This window comes from Mycobacterium sp. NGS59 (assembly GCF_059812345.1).
Genome location: NZ_JCALCN010000009.1, coordinates 22,199 through 39,141, shown reverse-complemented (window position 1 = coordinate 39,141; position 16,943 = coordinate 22,199). Strand labels below are relative to the sequence as shown.

At 67.2% G+C, this 16,943-nt stretch carries 13 protein-coding genes; 6 read left to right on the top strand and 7 right to left on the bottom strand.

All coding sequences use genetic code 11. The features are described 5' to 3' along the window. The first annotated feature begins 267 nt into the window (after nucleotides 1-267). Nucleotides 268-2,220: an SGNH/GDSL hydrolase family protein gene (locus AC5Y46_RS12580; protein ID WP_499991547.1), complete on the top strand. Its 1,953-nt coding sequence runs from the start codon at nucleotides 268-270 to the stop codon at nucleotides 2,218-2,220. On the opposite strand, the gene AC5Y46_RS12575 is transcribed toward AC5Y46_RS12580, so the two are convergent. The 4 genes from AC5Y46_RS12575 to oxc form a co-directional block, all read right to left on the bottom strand. Further along, complete coding sequence (locus AC5Y46_RS12575; protein ID WP_499991375.1) at nucleotides 2,217-2,873, bottom strand: O-methyltransferase; 657 nt, start codon at nucleotides 2,871-2,873, stop codon at nucleotides 2,217-2,219. The two genes, AC5Y46_RS12580 and AC5Y46_RS12575, sit on opposite strands and share 4 nt — an antisense overlap. Nucleotides 2,874-3,073: 200 nt before the next feature. Next, nucleotides 3,074-3,829 (bottom strand): L,D-transpeptidase, encoded by a 756-nt coding sequence (locus tag AC5Y46_RS12570; RefSeq protein WP_499991372.1) that lies wholly within the window; start codon nucleotides 3,827-3,829, stop codon nucleotides 3,074-3,076. A 202-nt stretch (nucleotides 3,830-4,031) separates the two neighbouring features. Then, entirely contained in the window at nucleotides 4,032-4,247 is a 216-nt protein-coding gene (locus AC5Y46_RS12565; RefSeq protein ID WP_499943871.1) for a hypothetical protein, read from the bottom strand. A gap of 60 nt (nucleotides 4,248-4,307) precedes the next feature. Continuing rightward, the gene (gene oxc, locus AC5Y46_RS12560; RefSeq protein ID WP_499991369.1) at nucleotides 4,308-5,999 is read right to left on the bottom strand and encodes an oxalyl-CoA decarboxylase; all 1,692 of its coding nucleotides are present in this window, start codon (nucleotides 5,997-5,999) and stop codon (nucleotides 4,308-4,310) included. Nucleotides 6,000-6,158: 159 nt separating this feature from the next. Here oxc and AC5Y46_RS12555 point away from each other — a divergent pair, with 159 nt between their 5' ends. Further along, nucleotides 6,159-7,700, top strand: coding sequence for a FadD7 family fatty acid--CoA ligase (locus tag AC5Y46_RS12555; RefSeq protein ID WP_499991368.1), 1,542 nt, complete (start codon nucleotides 6,159-6,161; stop codon nucleotides 7,698-7,700). On the opposite strand, the gene AC5Y46_RS12550 is transcribed toward AC5Y46_RS12555, so the two are convergent. Together AC5Y46_RS12550 and AC5Y46_RS12545 are read right to left on the bottom strand one after the other, a co-directional pair. Then, entirely contained in the window at nucleotides 7,697-9,850 is a 2,154-nt protein-coding gene (locus AC5Y46_RS12550; protein ID WP_499991367.1) for an elongation factor G-like protein EF-G2, read from the bottom strand. The genes AC5Y46_RS12555 and AC5Y46_RS12550 overlap by 4 nt on opposite strands. Nucleotides 9,851-10,003: 153 nt before the next feature. After that, entirely contained in the window at nucleotides 10,004-10,420 is a 417-nt protein-coding gene (locus tag AC5Y46_RS12545; protein ID WP_499943877.1) for a TIGR03668 family PPOX class F420-dependent oxidoreductase, read from the bottom strand. A 253-nt stretch (nucleotides 10,421-10,673) separates the two neighbouring features. Between AC5Y46_RS12545 and AC5Y46_RS12540 the strand changes: the two genes are divergently transcribed. From AC5Y46_RS12540 to AC5Y46_RS12525, 4 genes are all read left to right on the top strand, one after another. Continuing rightward, complete coding sequence (locus tag AC5Y46_RS12540; protein WP_499991366.1) at nucleotides 10,674-11,717, top strand: S1C family serine protease; 1,044 nt, start codon at nucleotides 10,674-10,676, stop codon at nucleotides 11,715-11,717. 122 nt (nucleotides 11,718-11,839) lie between these two features. Further along, nucleotides 11,840-13,657 (top strand): maltose alpha-D-glucosyltransferase, encoded by a 1,818-nt coding sequence (treS, locus tag AC5Y46_RS12535; protein ID WP_499991364.1) that lies wholly within the window; start codon nucleotides 11,840-11,842, stop codon nucleotides 13,655-13,657. Next, complete coding sequence (locus AC5Y46_RS12530) at nucleotides 13,641-15,014, top strand: maltokinase N-terminal cap-like domain-containing protein (RefSeq protein ID WP_499991363.1); 1,374 nt, start codon at nucleotides 13,641-13,643, stop codon at nucleotides 15,012-15,014. Before treS ends, AC5Y46_RS12530 begins: the two co-directional genes overlap by 17 nt. A 46-nt stretch (nucleotides 15,015-15,060) precedes the next feature. Beyond that, nucleotides 15,061-15,762 carry a YoaK family protein gene (locus AC5Y46_RS12525; protein WP_499991362.1) on the top strand — a complete coding sequence of 234 codons (702 nt, stop codon included), beginning with the start codon at nucleotides 15,061-15,063 and terminating at the stop codon, nucleotides 15,760-15,762. 54 nt (nucleotides 15,763-15,816) lie between these two features. Here AC5Y46_RS12525 and ag85C read toward each other — a convergent pair whose 3' ends face one another. Continuing rightward, nucleotides 15,817-16,851: a diacylglycerol acyltransferase/mycolyltransferase Ag85C gene (gene ag85C / locus AC5Y46_RS12520; protein WP_499943882.1), complete on the bottom strand. Its 1,035-nt coding sequence runs from the start codon at nucleotides 16,849-16,851 to the stop codon at nucleotides 15,817-15,819. Nucleotides 16,852-16,943 lie beyond the last annotated feature (92 nt).

Below are 16,943 nucleotides of genomic sequence, written 5' to 3'. Positions count from 1 at the left end.
TGCGTGTCTTGGACTATCCCGCGTGTCCTGACCGAGATCGGAGCGTCCCGCACCTAGGCTTGCTGGGATCAAGAGGAGGGGCAGCGACGTATCGCCACCAAATTCGGCGCCGGACGACCGAATGGTCAGGGCGCAGCAGCGGCAGACGCTGAGCCGGGCGGGACGGACACCGCACCGGCTTCGTCCGCATCCCGTAAACGTTGGGTCGCCCCGGTTCGTCGTGCCGGACGGTCAGCAGTCTGGGACCGGACCGAACGGCACAGCGGCATCCCAGCTTTGGACGGCCTGCGCGCGATAGCGGTCGGGTTGGTCCTGATCGGGCACGGCGGCATCCCTGGTGTCGCCGGCGGATTCATCGGTGTCGACATCTTCTTCGTGCTCAGCGGCTTCCTGATCACCTCACTGTTGCTCGACGAACTCGGCCGCAGCGGTCGGATCGACCTGACCGGCTTCTGGATACGACGGGCGCGCCGCCTGCTGCCGGCGCTGCTGCTGATGGTTCTGACGGTCAGCGTGGCCCGGGAGTTCCTGCCGTACCAGTCGCTGAACGGTCTGCGCGGTGACGCGATCGCCGCGTTCTGCTGGATGGCGAACTGGCGGTTCGTGGCCCAGAAGACGGACTACTTCACCCAGGGCGCACCGCCGTCGCCGCTGCAGCACACCTGGTCGCTGGGGGTCGAGGAGCAGTACTACATCGTCTGGCCGGTGCTGCTGATCGCGGTGACCCTGTTGTTGGCGGCCCGCGCCCGGCGCTATTTCGCCAAGACCACCGTCGGGCACGTCCGGTTCACCGCCTTCGTCATCGCCAGCCTCGGCGTGTTGGCTTCGGCCGCGGCCGCCATCGCGTTCGCCAGCGACGCCACCCGCGACCGGATCTACTTCGGCACCGACACCCGGGCGCAGGCACTGCTGATCGGTGCCGCGGCATCGGCCCTGCTGGTCCGCGACTGGCCGTCGCTGAACCGGGGATGGTGCCTGATCCGCACCCGCTGGGGGCGGCGCACCGCCCGGGTGCTGCCAATGGTCGGGTTGGCGGTACTCGCGCTGGTCACGCACTACGCGAAAGGCAGCGCCGGTGAGTTCCGGCACGGACTGCTGATCGTGGTGGCCGTCGCCGCCGTCCTGGTGGTGGCACCCGTCGCGATCGAGCAGCGCGGTGCGGTGGCCCGCGCGCTGGCCTGGCGCCCTCTGGTGTGGCTGGGCACCATCTCCTACGGCGTGTATCTCTGGCACTGGCCGATCTTCCTGGTGCTCAACGGCGAACGGACCGGGTGGTCCGGCGCCGGATTGTTCGCGGCCCGCTGCGCGCTGACGCTGGCGGTGGCCGGTGTCTCGTATTGGGCGATCGAGCAACCGATCCGGCGTTGGCGACCGGAGCGGGTGCCGCTGCTGCCGTTGGCGGCAGCGACCGTCGCCAGCGCCGCCGCGGCGACGATCCTGGTGGTTCCGGTCGGCACGGGACTGCGTGAAGTCGGGCTACCGCCGGGGGTTTCCGCGGTCGCGGCGGTGTCGCCGTCGCCGCCGGGAGCCGGCCAGCCCACCGCGGTCCCCGGCCCGCGGGATCCCAACCAGCCGTTCACCGTTTCGGTGTTCGGCGATTCCATCGGCTGGACGATGATGCACTTCCTGCCGCCGACGCCGGGCTTCAAGTTCGTCGACCACACCGTCATCGGATGCAGCCTGGTGCGCGGCACGCCGTACCGCTACATCGGTCAGACGCTGGAGCAGCGGACGGAATGCGACACCTGGCCCGGTCGCTGGGCGACGCAGATCAACCAGGACCGGCCCGATGTCGCACTGCTGGTGATCGGCCGGTGGGAGACGGTGGACCGGGTCAACGAGGGCAAGTGGACGCACATCGGCGACCCGGCCTTCGACGCCTACCTCAACTTCGAGCTGAATCGGGCCCTGGACATCGTCGGCTCCACCGGTGTCCGGGTGATGGTGGCCACGGTGCCCTACAGCCGGGGCGGGGAGAAGCCGGACGGCCGGCTGTATCCGGAGGACCAGCCGGATCGGGTCAATCAGTGGAACACGATGCTGCGCAATGCAATTGGGCAGCGCCGGAATGTCGGGATCGTCGACCTGAACAAGAAGCTCGGCCCGGACGGCGTCTACACCGCCAAGGTCGACGGCATCAAGCTGCGCAGCGACGGTGTGCACCTCACCCCGGAGGGGGTCAAATGGCTGCTGCCGTGGCTGGAGGAGTCACTGCGTTAGCCGGTCCAGCAGCTGAGTTCCATGCTGTCGCTGTCCCTGGCGGGGAAGTTGAAGCTGACGTAGCCGTTGCCGGGGCCGCGGACGTGGTCCAGATAGGGCCGGGTGTCGGGGGCTTCGGTGTTGTCGGCGATCACCAGCGCGCCCGACGAGAGCGCAGGCTCGAGCAGCTTGATCACCGGGACGTACAGGTCTTTCCAGCCGTCGAGCAGGACGAAGTCGACCGGCTCACCCAACTGTTGGAGCGTGCTCAATGCATCGCCTTCCAGGATGGTGATCACGTCCTGCAATCCGGTGTCGGCGAAGGTCTGCTTGGCCGCGGCGATCTTGGTGTCGCTCAGTTCGGTGGTGATCACCCGGCCGCTGCCGTTGTCGCGCACCGCGGCGGCCAGGTGGATCGCGGAAATGCCGAAGGACATGCCGAATTCGACGACTGTCGCGGGCCGGGTAGCCCGCACCAACGCGTAGAGCAACCGACCCGCATCGGGAGTCACCGGGATGTAGAACTCGCTCATCGCCTCGGTGCGCTCCTGCGCCGTCATCGGACGGTTGAACTGATCGTGCCGTGCGCGCAACAGCGACATCTGGTCCTTGGCGGCGGTGTACATCCGGTCGAGCGTCGAGGCGACCCGCGGGTCCTGCAGGGTGTTGGGCATGCTTCCGACTGTATGCCCCACTTCGCTGTGACTCCTCGGCTTCGGTTGTGAAGCGACGGCTTTCAGGGTGAGCCCAGGGCGGAAAAATCGCCCGAAATCCCGCCTAGGCTGCCCACGCAAAGCCAAGGATTCACGCTGAAAGCCGAGGATTCACGCGCAAAGCCGAGGATTCACGCTTGAAACGCGGCAACCGCTGGGGTTCAGGCCACGACGTCGATCGGGTCGCCGATGGTGACCATGTTGAAGTACCAGGCGGCGTTGTCCGGGCTCAGGTTGATGCAGCCGTGGCTGACGTTGGCGTAGCCCTGCGAGTTCACCGACCACGGCGCCGAATGCACGTAAACCCCACTGCCCGTGACGCGTACCGCGTACGACGCGGTGATCAGGTACCCGTCCGAGGAATTGAGCGGAATGCCGATGGTGCGGGAGTCCATCACGACGGTGCGTTCCTTGGACATGGCGTTGAAGTTTCCGATCGGCGTGGGACGACTGGGCTTGCCCATCGACGCCGGCATCGTTCGAAGCACCTCGCCGTTGCGGCTGACGGTGAAGGTGTGCGCGGAAATACTGGCCACACCGCGCAATTCGTCGCCGGTCTCGAAGCCCTCCGTCAACTCCTGCACGCCCACCGAGACGCGGGTGTGGCCGGGCCAGTACCGGTCCGGTACCCACTGCACGACATTGCCGTCCAGCCACTGGAAGTGGCCGGTCATATTGCTCGGTGAGCTGATGCGGATGGACCGCTCGGCGGCGCGATGATCGGCCACCGGAGCTGTGAAGGTCACCACAACAGGTGTGGCGATGCCTACCACCGCGCCTTGGCTGGGAAACACCGACGCGACAGCGGGAAGCGGATGCGGTACCGGAACGGCGCCGGTGGCGGGGCTGCCCGACCCGGCTGCGGCCATCGTCGTGGTCGCGACCAGGACGAATAAATCACGAACCGCTCGACGCATGGCCTTCACCCTTCGGGATGGTGCTCGGGATGGTGCGGTGGACACAAGCGAATATTCTAGTGGCTATCCGCCCCGAGCGGCCATAGCAAACAATTCGGCATAGCCGGGCGCCGATGAAGTCACCCGAGTGACGCGGGTGACGTCGAAGTGCACGCGGTTCTCGGGCCGCTCGGCCCTCTCACTGGCAAAGCTAATCGGGCGGCTAGACCGCCCGCCATTGGTCGGGCTTCTTCCTGTCGTCCAGGTGTCGGACGCGGGCGACGTGAGGTGCGTGTCCCTGCTGTTTCGCCCACTCGACAGCTTCCTGCTGGGTGTTGAACTCGGCAAGAACGCTGTCTGCGTGTTCTTCCACGACATAGTGGGAAATCGGGTCTCCGTCACGGCCTTTTGGCCGTGGTTCGACGAATACGTGGGCCATGGTGTCTCCTTCTCGGCATCGATCAATCGTTCCTTGAATACCCAGAGTTCGCAGGCATTCTCACTTGGATTGCACGTCGCGCCGCTGGGGGTTGAGGCCGGCCAGGTGGCCGCTCTCCACTCCGGCGGCGGGGTCGAGGGCGCAGTCGATCAGCGCCGGGCCGTTGGACGCCAGCGATTCGGTCAGTGCCGCCTCGAGTTCGGTTGGTGTCGTGACGTGGTAACCCTTGCCGCCGAAGGCTTCTGCGAGCAGTTCGTGCCGGGCGCTTGCGTTGAGGACGGTGGGCGCGGGATCGGCGCCGGTGACGGATTCGTCGCCGCGGTACACGCCGCCGTTGTTGAGGATCACCACGGTCACCGGCAATCGGTAGCGGCAGATCGTTTCGATCTCCATGCCGCTGAAACCGAACGCGCTGTCGCCTTCGACGGCGACGACGGGCCGTCCGGTTTCGACCGCGGCGGCGATGGCATAGCCCATCCCGATGCCCATCACGCCCCACGTGCCGGTGTCGAGCCGATGCCGCGGGAGTTCCATCTCGATGACGTTGCGGGTCAGGTCCAGCGCATTGGCACCCTCGTTCACCAGGTAGACGTCCGGATTCTGTTGTAACACACCGCGAATGGCGCCCAGGGCGTTGTAGAAGCGCATCGGGTGCGGGTTCTCGGCCAGCCTCTCCCGCATCTTCGCGTCGTTGCGGGCTTTGCGTTCGGCGAGCTCGTCGGTCCACGCGGCGTCGACCGCGATCGGATGCTCGGCCAACCCGTCCAGCAGCGCCGACATCACCGAACCGATGTCACCGGTCAGCGGCGCGGCGATCGGCTGGTTGCTGTCGAACTCCGCTGGGGCGATGTCGATCTGCACGAACTCGGTCTCCGGCGACCACTGCGGCGATTCCCCATGGCCCAGTAACCAATTCAGCCGTGCCCCGACCAACAGCACCGCATCCGCCCGGGCGATCGCCAGGGAGCGGGCTGCGGCGACCGACTGCGGATGCACGTCGGGCAGCAGGCCTTTGGCCATCGACATCGGCAGGTAAGGGATACCGGTGGTTTCCACGAACTCCCGAATCGCGTTGTCGGCCTGGGCGTATGCCGCGCCCTTACCCAGCACGATCAGCGGCCGCCGAGCCCGGGCCAGCACCTGTAGCGCCCGGTCCACCGCATCGGGTGCCGGCAGTTGCCGCGGGTCCGGGTCGACGACGCGCCAGACCGAGGCGGCGGCCGGGCCGGCCTCCATCACCTGGCCCAGCACTTCCCCGGGGATGTCGAGATACACGCCGCCGGGTCGACCGGAGATCGCGGTCCGGACCGCCCGCGCGACACCCCGCCCGATGTCCTGCACCCGGCCGATCCGGTAGGCGGCCTTGACGAACGGGCGCGCCGCGTTGAGTTGGTCGATGTCCTGGTAATCCCCGCGCTGCAGATCGACCACGGACCGCCCGCTGGAGCCGGAGATCTGGATCATCGGAAAGCAGTTGGTGGTGGCATTGGCCAGCGCGGGCAGGCCGTTGAGGAAGCCGGGCCCCGATGTCGTCAGGCACACACCGGGCCGACGGGTCAGAAAGCCCGCGGCCGCAGCGGCATTGCCGGCCGAGGCCTCATGCCGGAAGCCGATGTAGCGGATCCCGCGGGCCTGCGCGGTCCGTGCCAGGTCGGTGATCGGGATCCCGACGACCCCGTAGATCGTCTCGACGTCGTTGGCCTGCAGCGCGTCCACCACCAGGTGGAAGCCGTCGGTCAGTTCGGCGCTCATGCTGGGTGCTCCTCGTATGTGATGTCTCAACATCACTGTCGTCGGGTTCGTCGGCCGTGTCCAAGACCCGGCCGCCATCCGATGATCCACGCCGTCTATCGAGACCGGTAGCGCACCGGTATTGGACAGCGAGCGCTCTGGCGCGGCAGGGTGCTGCATATGGCATTCGAACGGCATCCAGGCATCGTGGAGATGATCGCGGCGGCCGCGGCAGGCGCACCGGAGGCGGCTGCCCTCGTCGTCACCGCCGACCGCGTCCCGGTCAGCTACCGCGGCCTGATCCGACTGGTCGACGACATGGCCGGGAAACTGCGGCAGGCCGGACTGGCATCGGGGGACCGGGTGGGGCTGCGCACCGGCAGCAGCGCCGAATTCGTCGTGGGCCTGTTGGCGGGATTGCGGGCGGGCCTGGTCGTGGTCCCGTTGGATCCGGCGCTGCCGGTGGCCGATCAGCGTGCCCGCAGCGAGGCGGTGGGGGCGCGGGCGGTGCTCGTCGAGGGGCCGGGTGACCCGTCGGAGCCGTCGGTGCGATGGTGGCCGATTTCGGTGACCGCCGCCGACGGGGACGGTGGCTGGGCGGCCCACCTGGACGCCGGCACCCCGCCCGACCCGGCCGCTTCCACACCGGCGGGGTTGCGCGACGACGACGCGATGATCATGTTCACCGGCGGCACCACCGGGCTGCCCAAGATGGTTCCCTGGACGCACGACAACATCGCCACCTCGGTACGGGCCGTCGTCGCCGGATACCAACTGACCGAACATGATTCGACGGTCGCGGTGATGCCGCTCTATCACGGCCACGGCCTGATCGCAGCACTGCTGTCGACGCTGGCCTCCGGCGGCACGGTGCTGTTGCCCGCACGCGGCAAGTTCTCGGCGCACACATTCTGGGATGACATCGACGCCGTCAAGGCCACCTGGTACACCGCGGTGCCGACCATCCACCAGATCCTGCTGGAGCGCGGTTCGCAAAACCGCAGTGCCGCTTTGCGTTTCATCCGCAGTTGCAGCGCTCCGCTGACGCCGGAAGTGGCGCGCGCGCTGCACGCGGAGTTCTCCGCACCGGTGCTGTGTGCCTTCGGCATGACCGAGGCCACCCATCAGGTGGCCACCACGTCGGCCGATCAGGAGATGAAGCCCGCCGTCGCGACCGGTCTGGTCGGGCGCTCCACCGGACCCGAGATCGGCATCGTCGGCCCCGACGGACAACCCCTCGCGCCGGGCGCGGTCGGAGAGGTGTGGCTGCGCGGGGCCACGGTGGTGCGCGGCTACCTCGGTGACCCCGAGATCACCGCGGCGAACTTCACCGACGGCTGGCTGCGCACCGGAGATCTGGGGACACTGTCCGAAGCCGGCGACCTCAGCATCCGCGGCCGGATCAAAGAACTCATCAACCGCGGTGGTGAGAAGATCTCACCCGAACGCGTCGAAAGTGTGCTCGCCACCCATCCCAACGTCATGGAAGTGGCGGTGTTCGGGGTGCCGCACCCGATGTACGGCGAAGCGGTGGCCGCGGTGATCGTGCCCCGCGGCGCGGCGCCCACCGCCGAGGAACTGACCCGGTTCTGCCGGGACCGGTTGGCGCCGTTCGAGATTCCGGCCAGCTTCGAGGCGACCGGCGAGTTGCCGCACACCGCGAAGGGATCACTGGACCGCCGCGCGGTAGCCCAGCAGTTCGGCCCACAACCGGAGAGCTAAGCGCTGGTCTTCACCCGGGCCGCGGCGGATTCCGGCATCGGTTCGTAGCGGGCGAAGGTGCGGGTGAACGACGCTGCCCCATGCGCCAGGGAGCGCAAATCGATGGCATAGCGGGTCAATTCGACCTGCGGCACTTCGGCGTTGACGACGGTGCGCTCATGGCCGGCGGTGTCGGTGCCCAGCACCCGGCCGCGACGGCTGGACAGGTCGCCCATCACCGCACCCACGTAGTCATCGGGCACCAGCACCGAGATCTCGTCGATCGGTTCGAGCAGGATCACCTTCGTCGCCGCCGCGGCCTCGCGCAGCGCCAGTGCGCCGGCCATCTGAAACGCGAAGTCCGACGAGTCGACGCTGTGCGCCTTGCCGTCGAACAGCGTGACCCGCAGGTCGACTACCGGATACCCGGCGTGCACACCCTTGTCCATCTGGGCGCGCACCCCCTTCTCCACACTCGGGATGAAGTTGCGCGGCACCGCCCCACCGACCACCTTGTCGACGAACTCGAACCCCGAACCCTCCGGCAGCGGCTCGACCTCGATGTCGCACACCGCGTACTGGCCATGGCCGCCGGACTGCTTGACATGGCGACCGTGCCCTTTGGCCTTGCCGCCCAGGGTTTCTCGCAGCGGCACGCGCAGCTCGACGGTATCCACCGTCACCCCGTACCGGTTGGCCAGTGCATCCAGCACGACGCCGGCATGGGCCTCTCCCATGCACCAGAGCACCACCTGATGGGTCTCCGGGTTCTGCTCGATGCGCAACGTCGGGTCTTCGGCCGCCAACCGGCTCAACCCGACCGACAATTTGTCCTCATCGGTCTTGGCGTGCGCCGCAATTGCGATCGGCAGCAACGGTTCTGGCATCGTCCACGGCTTGAGCACCAACGGCTCGGACTTGTCGGACAACGTGTCGCCGGTTTCGGCGCGGCTCAGCTTGCCGATCGCGCAGATGTCGCCGGCCACCACGGCGGGGGCGGGCCGCTGCTGTTTTCCGAGCGGGAACGACAGCACCCCGATGCGCTCGTCTTCGTCGTGGTCGGGGTGGTTGCCGCCGTGACCGTTGGCGGTGCCGAAGAAGGACGAGAAGTGGCCCGACACATGAACCGTGGCATCGGGTTTGATCCTCCCGGAGAACACCCGGACCAGGCTGACCCGCCCGACATAGGGATCCGAGGTGGTCTTGACCACCTCGGCCAGCAGCGGCGCGTCGACGTCGCAGGCCAACTCGTCGTGCGCGGCGCCCTGCGGCGTGAACACCTCCGGCAGGGGATGTTCCATCGGGGACGGGAAGCCGCGGGTGGCGACCTCGAGCAGTTCGAGGGTGCCGACGCCGGTGCTGCTGCACACCGGGATGACCGGGAAGAACGAGCCGCGCGCGACGGCCTTCTCGAGATCCTGGATCAGCACCGATTCGTCGATCGTCTCGCCGCCCAGGTAGCGCTCCATCAAGGATTCGTCCTCGGACTCCTCGATGATCCCTTCGATCAGGCTGCCACGCGCCTCCTCGATACGGTCGGCGTCGGACTCGTCGGGCGCGGACGTCGTGCGGCCGCCGTCGGCGTAGTTGTACCGGGTTAGCGTCAACAGCCCGATCAAGCCTGGGGAACCGGGCGGGCCGGTCGGCAGATACAACGGTAAGACCTTGTCGCCGAACGCATTCTGCGCCCCGGCGAGCGCCTCGGGGTAGTCGGCGCGGGCGTGGTCGAGCTTGGTGATGACCACGGCTCGGGGCATCCCGACCTGGCTGCATTCCTGCCACAGCGACTTGGTCGGCTCATCGACGGCCTCATTGGCGGCGATCACGAACAGGGCGCAGTCGGCAGCACGCAATCCGGCGCGCAACTCCCCGACGAAGTCGGCGTATCCGGGTGTGTCGATGAGGTTGACCTTGACGCCGTCGTACGCCAGCGAGGCCACCGCGACACCGACCGAGCGTTGCTGGCGGATTTCGGCCTCGTCGAAGTCGCAGACGGTGCTGCCCTCGGTGACCGATCCCGGCCGGGACAACACCCCGCCGGCGACCAGCAGTGCCTCGATCAGGGTGGTCTTGCCGCCGCCGGAGGGTCCGACCAGCACGACATTGCGGATGCCGTCGGGACCGCTCGCGGTGGGGGCCGTCCCCTGAGCAGCACTCACTCTGTCGGCCATGATGTTCCTCCAGTTCTCCCGCGGTACGGGTGATCCAGCTCACAGGGCGCAGGTTCAACTTTTCTCCCAACCGACGCCCAGCACAAGGGTCGACGCGCCCGCCGGGGGATCGACGCGCGGGCGGGTCCCGCGTCGTTCAGTCCACGCCGCGCCTCAGGCGTGCCAGCCCGACCAGCGCCGCACCGTCACCGCGATGACCGGACCGTCCAATGAAACCGATTGATACTGAGGGTATTTGGCGCGCAGCAGCCGGTATCCGGTGTGCAGCACCGGGCCGTCGCGGACGATCGTGGCGCTGCCGTCGGCGCGGACCCACCACAGCCTCGTCCAGTCGGCGTCGTAATGATCGACGAGCAGGCTCACCGCCGGGTTGCTTTCGATGTTGGCCAGCCGGCGCAGCCGCCGAGTGCTTTTGGGTTTGGCGTCGACCGCGGTGTAGACGACGGCTGCGTCTTCTTCGTGGCAAACCGCGAACACCACCGGCACCAGATGCGGGACGCCCTCGGCGGTGACCGTGGCCAACCGCGCGACCGGCGACCGCGCGAACCAGTCCGGCGGGTCGAATTCCACCCGGCCAGCTTATGAGCGGGACAGTGATTAAAGTCACCGGTCCGGTTGGACGATTAGGCAATTTCCGCCTCGGTGCCGGGTTTTGGCTCGATCGGACGCCATTCGACCCATATCGCGAACTGAATTTTCCCGATTCGGCGGCTGACCTCCGTATTAAATGGGTATTTGGATTACGGTGGTGGCACCAAACGCCGCCGACCGGACTCACGGCTGGGACATGCGGTAATCGATCCGACGCAGGAGGTTCTACGGGATGAACACAATGCGCCACCGTTCGCTGACTTGGGTTATCGCCCTGCTGACTCTGGTCGGATTGAGCCTGGCTATTCCGCCGGCGCCCGCGTCGGCAACGCCATTGAAAGAATTCCCGGCCAAACCACTCGACCCGGCGGCCACCGTTGCACAGGTGGGTCCGCAGGTGGTCAACATCAACACCAAGTTGGGCTACAACAATGCGGTGGGCGCCGGCACCGGCATCGTCATCGACCCGAACGGTGTGGTGTTGACGAATAACCACGTGATTTCCGGCGCCACCGACATCAGCGCGTTCAGCGTCGGTGACGGCCGGACCTACGGCGTGGACGTGATCGGGTACGACCGCAGCCAGGATGTCGCGCTGATCCAGCTGCGCGGCGCGGGTGGCGTCCCGACCGCCGCGATCGGCGGTCCGGTGAGCGTCGGCGAGCCTGTGGTGGCGCTGGGCAACACGGGCGGGCAGGGCGGCACCCCACGCGCGGTGCCCGGCAAAGTGATCGCCGTGAACCAAACCGTCCAGGCGTCGGACGCGCTGACCGGGGCCGAGGAGACCCTCAACGGTCTGATCCAGTTCGACGGCGCGATCGCGCCCGGCGACTCCGGCGGCCCGGTGGTCAACAGTGCCGGTCAGGTCGTCGGCGTCAACACGGCCGCCTCCGAAAGCTTCCAGCTGCAGGGCGGCCAGGGCTTCGCCATTCCGATCGGCACCGCGATGGGCATCGCCAATCAGATCCGCGGCGGCGGCGGTTCGCCCACCGTGCACGTCGGCCCCACTGCGTTCCTCGGTCTCGGCGTCGTCGACAACGGCGGCAACGGTGCACGGGTGCAACGCGTGGTGGGCACCGCGCCGGCGGCGTCCGTCGGGATCTCCAACGGCGACGTCATCACCGCGATCGACGGCGTGCCGATCAACTCGGCCACCGCGCTCTCGGACGCGCTCACACCGCACCATCCCGGAGATGTGATCTCGATCAGCTTCACCACCAAGTCGGGTGTCGCGCGCACCGAGAACGTGACCCTGGCCGAGGGACCGCCAGCCTGATCCCGAGTTGCGGTGAGCGAAACCTTTTGGTATTAGCGGCAATTCACGTTTTTGTTCCAGGCATGTTGCCATCCGGTGATTCTTAGCCGGGTGGGTCGGGTACCCGTGGCATCGTGGAATTGATGAACGACGAGAGAGATGCCGGCCGGCACGATCCCGCGCACGATCCCTCTCATGATCCATCAGAGGGCAGTCACGTCGAGGGGGGTGTCGTCGAGCATCCGAACGTCGAGGACTTCGGCAACGCGGCCGCCCTGCCCGCCGACCCGACCTGGTTCAAACACGCGGTCTTCTACGAGGTGCTGGTCCGGGCGTTCTTCGACTCGAACGCCGACGGCTCCGGTGACCTGCGCGGACTGATCGATCGCCTGGACTATCTGCAATGGCTCGGTGTCGACTGCCTGTGGCTGCCGCCGTTCTACGACTCGCCACTGCGGGACGGTGGCTACGACATCCGCGACTTCTACAAGGTGCTGCCCGAGTTCGGCACGGTGGAGGATTTCGTCGCGCTGATCGACGAAGCGCACCAGCGGGGCATCCGGGTGATCACCGACCTGGTGATGAACCACACATCGGATTCGCATCCCTGGTTCCAGGAATCCCGGCGCGACCCCGACGGCCCGTACGGCGACTTCTACATGTGGAGCGACACCAGCGAGAAGTACAAGGACGCCCGGATCATCTTCGTCGACACCGAGGAGTCGAACTGGACGTTCGACCCCGTCCGCCGCCAGTTCTACTGGCACCGGTTCTTCTCCCATCAACCGGACCTGAACTACGACAGCCCGGCCGTGCAAGAGGCGATGATCGACGTCATCCGGTTCTGGCTCGGCCTGGGCATCGACGGATTCCGGTTGGACGCGGTGCCCTATCTGTTCGCCCGGGAGAACACCAACTGCGAGAACCTGCCCGAGACGCACGCCTTCCTCAAGCGGTGCCGCAAGGTGGTCGACGACGAGTACCCCGGCCGGGTGCTGCTGGCCGAGGCAAACCAGTGGCCGGCCGACGTAGTCGAGTATTTCGGCGACCCCAGTACCGGCGGCGACGAATGCCACATGGCGTTTCACTTCCCACTGATGCCAAGGATCTTCATGGCGGTGCGCCGCGAGTCCCGGTTCCCGATCTCGGAGATCCTGGCCCAGACGCCGGCTATCCCCGATATGGCGCAGTGGGGGATCTTCCTGCGTAACCACGACGAACTGACCCTGGAGATGGTCAGCGACGAGGAACGCGACTACATGTACTCCGAGTACGCCAAGGATCCGCGGATGAAGGCCAACGTCGGCATCCGGCGCCGGCTGGCACCGCTGCTGGAGAACGACTTCAACCAGATGCGGCTGTTCAACGCGCTGCTGCTGTCGCTGCCCGGTTCGCCGGTGCTCTATTACGGCGACGAGATCGGCATGGGTGACGTCATCTGGCTGGGTGACCGCGACGGGGTGCGCACCCCGATGCAGTGGACCCCCGACCGCAACGCGGGATTCTCGAAAGCCAACCCCGGCCGGTTGTATCTGCCGACGATCCAGGATTCGGTGTACGGCTATCAGGCGGTCAACGTCGAAGCCCAACGCGACACCTCGACGTCGCTGCTGAACTGGACCCGCACCATGCTCGCGGTGCGACGCCGCCACGACGCGTTCGCCATCGGGTCTTTCCACGAACTCGGTGGGTCCAACCCGTCGGTCCTGGCCTACGTCCGCGAGGTCCCCCGCGAAGACGGGGAAGACGACGTCGTCCTGTGCGTGAACAACCTGTCGCGGTTCCCTCAGCCCATCGAACTGAACCTGCAGCAGTGGAACGGCTACACACCCATCGAACTGACCGGACAGGTGGAGTTTCCGCGGATCGGGCATCTGCCGTATCTGCTGACGCTGCCGGGGCACGGGTTCTACTGGTTCCAGCTGTCCGCAATCGAGGAGGACCATGAATCGCATCGGTGACGCGGGGCAGTTGCCTTGGTCGCATTGGTTGCCGCAGCAACGCTGGTATGCCGGCCGCAACCGCCAACTGTCGAGCGTCGCGCCCGCGGTGGTCGTGCCGTTGCGCAATGACCTGGACCTGGTGCTGCTCGACGTCGCCTACACGGACGGTTCCACCGAGCGTTACCAGGTGATCGTCGGCTGGGACACCCAGCCCGTCTCGGAGTTCAGCAACCAGGCCACCATCGGCGAAGCCGGCGGGCACACCGGCTTCGACGCGCTCTACGACGGCGCCGCACCGTGCTTCCTGCTGTCACTGATCGACGCGGGGGAGGTTCGGGACTCGCCCGATCTGCGGGTGAAGTTCAGCCGGGAACCCGACATCGAACTGCCGGTGGACGCCTACCCCCGGGTTTCCGACGCCGAGCAGAGCAACACCAGCGTGATCTTCGACCGGACGCCGGCGGCGATTCTGAAGATATTCCGCCGGGTCAGCGCGGGGATCAATCCCGACATCGAGCTGAACCGGGTGCTCGGCCGCGCCGGAAACCCGCACGTGGCCCGGTTGCTGGGCAGCTACGAGATCGGCGCGCCGGACGCTGCGCCGGAGTCCGCGTCCCCGCTGGGCATGGTCACCGCCTTCGCCGGCAACGCGGCCGAAGGGTGGGCCATGGCGACCGCCAGCGTGCGCGATCTGTTCGCCGAGGGTGACCTGTACGCCCACGAAGTCGGCGGGGACTTCGCCGGTGAGTCCTATCGGCTCGGCGAAGCGGTGGCCTCGGTGCACACCACTTTGGCGGAATCGCTGGGGACGTCGCAGGCGCCCTTCCCGCTGGACCACATGCTGGCGCGCCTGTCGGCTTCGGCGGCCGCGGTCTCCGAACTCGACGAGTACGTACCGACCATTCAGGAGCGTCTCGGCAAGCTCGCCGACGAGCAGATCACCGTCCAGCGCGTGCACGGCGACCTGCACCTGGGTCAGGTGCTGCGTACCCCGGAGAGCTGGGTGCTGATCGACTTCGAGGGTGAACCGGGTCAGCCGGTGGCCGAGCGGCGCGCCCCGGATTCGCCGATGCGCGACGTGGCCGGCGTGCTGCGGTCCTTCGAGTACGCCGCGTACGGGCCGTTGGTGGATCAGGGCTCCGACAAACACGACAAGCAGCTGGCGGCCCGCGCCCGGGAATGGGTCGAACGCAACCGCGCCGCATTCTGCGACGGTTACGCCGCCGCGTCGGGAACCGACCCCCGGGATTCGGCGCTGCTGCTGGCGGCCTACGAGCTGGACAAGGCGGTGTACGAGACCGGCTACGAGTCCCGGCACCGACCCACCTGGCTGCCGATACCGTTGCGCTCGATCGCGCGCCTGGCCACCGCCTGACCTTCGCCGTTATGCCCGTCGGGCGCAGCTCTGGAAGCATGCTCGTGTGCAGAAGGAGATGTATGACAGCGAGGCCAGGTTGTCCTGGCTACTGGCCGCGCTGGCCGGCGTGCTGGGCGCCACCGCGTTCAGCCACTCCGAGGGTTATTTCGTGACGTTCATGACGGGCAACGCGCAGCGCGCGGTGCTCGGGGTGTTCCGCGACGACGTCTGGCTGTCGATCACCGCGGGCACGTTGTTGCTGTGCTTTTTGGCCGGCGTGGTGGTGTCGTCGGTCTGCCGGCGGCGGTACTGGGCGGCCCACCCGCACGGCCCGACGGTGTTGACGACGTTCGCGCTGGTGTTCGCGACAGGCCTGGACATCGTGTTGGGCGGCTGGGAGGAGACCATGCTCGACTTCGTGCCGGTCATGTGCGTGGTGTTCGGGGTCGGCGCGTTGAACACGTCTTTCGTCAAGGACGGCGAAGTGTCGGTCCCGCTGAGCTATGTGACCGGGACGCTGGTCAAGATGGGTCAGGGGATCGAACGCCACGTCGCCGGCGGCAAGATCGAGGACTGGTTCGGGTACTTCATGATGCTCGCGACCTTCATGTCGGGCGCGGCTATCGGCGGAGCGATCAGCCTGGTGACCAGCGGGACCCAGATGCTGGGTGTGGCGGCGTTCGTGTGCGCGGTGACGACTTGCTACACCTACCTGCACGCCGACCGGCGCGGCCTGCTGGACAAGGGATCGCAGAACCCGGAATAGAACATCGGCAGCAGCGCTGGCCGTTGCGCTGCTGCCGATGTGGTCTGGCGGTACTCAGGCCCCCTGGCCGGGCGCCGCGGGCGCCGGTGCCGGTGCCGGTGGGGGCTGGTTGACCGCATTCAGGACTTGCAGCATGTCGGGTTTCATGGCCATCAGCTGCTGGTTCCAGTAGTTCCACGAGTGCGTGCCGTTGTTGGGAAACTGGAACACTCCGTTGCGTCCGCCCGAGGCGGCGTAGGTCTGCTGGAACTGCTGGTTGGTGCGCAGCGTCAGGCCTTCGAGGAACTTCGCGGGCATGTTGTCGCCGCCGAGGTCGCTGGGCGTGCCGTTGCCGCAGTAGACCCAGATCCGGGTGTTGTTGGCGATCAGCCGGGGGATCTGGACCATCGGGTCGTTGCGCTTCCACGCCGGGTCGGTGGACGGGCCCCACATGCTGTTGGCGTTGTAGCCGCCGGAGTCGTTCATCGCGAGGCCGATCAGCGTCGGCCACCAGCCGTCGGACGGGTTGAGGAAGCCCGACAGCGACGCCGCGTAGGGGAATTGCTGGGGGTAGTAGGCGGCCATGATCAACGCCGAACTGCCCGACATCGACAAACCGACGGCGGAGTTGCCGAACGGTGAAAGGCCCTTGTTGGCCTGCAGCCAGGTCGGCATTTCCCGGGTCAGGAAGGTCTCCCACTTGTAGGTGTAGCCCTGGCCGTTGCCCTGGGACGGCTGGTACCAGTCGCTGTAGAAGCTGGACGTGCCGCCGACGGGCATCACCACGGAAAGCCCGGACTGGTAGAACTCCTCGAACACCGGGGTGTTGATGTCCCAACCGCTGTAATCGTCCTGGGCGCGCAGCCCGTCGAGCAGGTACACCGCGTGCGCGCCGCCACCCTGGAACTGCACCTTGATGTTGCGGCCCATCGCCGCCGATGGGATCTGCAGGGTCTCTACCGGGAGACCGGGCCGGGAGAACGCGCTCGCGGTGGCCGAGCCGCCGACGACACCGACGAGACCGGTCAGCAGGGCAGCGCTCAACGTGGCAACTGCCAGCCTGCGGGGCATGGTTTTTGCTGCGCCACACAGCTTTTGCACGAGCTTCATCGCTTGACCCATCCTTCGTCTGCCACTCGTCGCGGTCGAATCTGTTCGGGGCGAGTCAAACACAGCCGGTCGGGTCGGCCGGGCTGTCGCGG

Excerpts from the sequence above, each read along its gene's own strand:
- AC5Y46_RS12555 (WP_499991368.1), top strand. The coding sequence starts at position 6,159 with ATGGCATTCGAACGGCATCCAGGCATCGTGGAGATGATCGCGGCGGCC.
- AC5Y46_RS12565 (WP_499943871.1), bottom strand. The coding sequence starts at position 4,247 with ATGGCCCACGTATTCGTCGAACCACGGCCAAAAGGCCGTGACGGAGAC.
- treS (WP_499991364.1), top strand. The coding sequence starts at position 11,840 with ATGAACGACGAGAGAGATGCCGGCCGGCACGATCCCGCGCACGATCCC.
- AC5Y46_RS12575 (WP_499991375.1), bottom strand. The coding sequence starts at position 2,873 with ATGCCCAACACCCTGCAGGACCCGCGGGTCGCCTCGACGCTCGACCGG.
- AC5Y46_RS12570 (WP_499991372.1), bottom strand. The coding sequence starts at position 3,829 with ATGCGTCGAGCGGTTCGTGATTTATTCGTCCTGGTCGCGACCACGACG.
- AC5Y46_RS12550 (WP_499991367.1), bottom strand. The coding sequence starts at position 9,850 with ATGGCCGACAGAGTGAGTGCTGCTCAGGGGACGGCCCCCACCGCGAGC.
- AC5Y46_RS12540 (WP_499991366.1), top strand. The coding sequence starts at position 10,674 with ATGAACACAATGCGCCACCGTTCGCTGACTTGGGTTATCGCCCTGCTG.
- AC5Y46_RS12530 (WP_499991363.1), top strand. The coding sequence starts at position 13,641 with ATGAATCGCATCGGTGACGCGGGGCAGTTGCCTTGGTCGCATTGGTTG.
- ag85C (WP_499943882.1), bottom strand. The coding sequence starts at position 16,851 with ATGAAGCTCGTGCAAAAGCTGTGTGGCGCAGCAAAAACCATGCCCCGC.
- oxc (WP_499991369.1), bottom strand. The coding sequence starts at position 5,999 with ATGAGCGCCGAACTGACCGACGGCTTCCACCTGGTGGTGGACGCGCTG.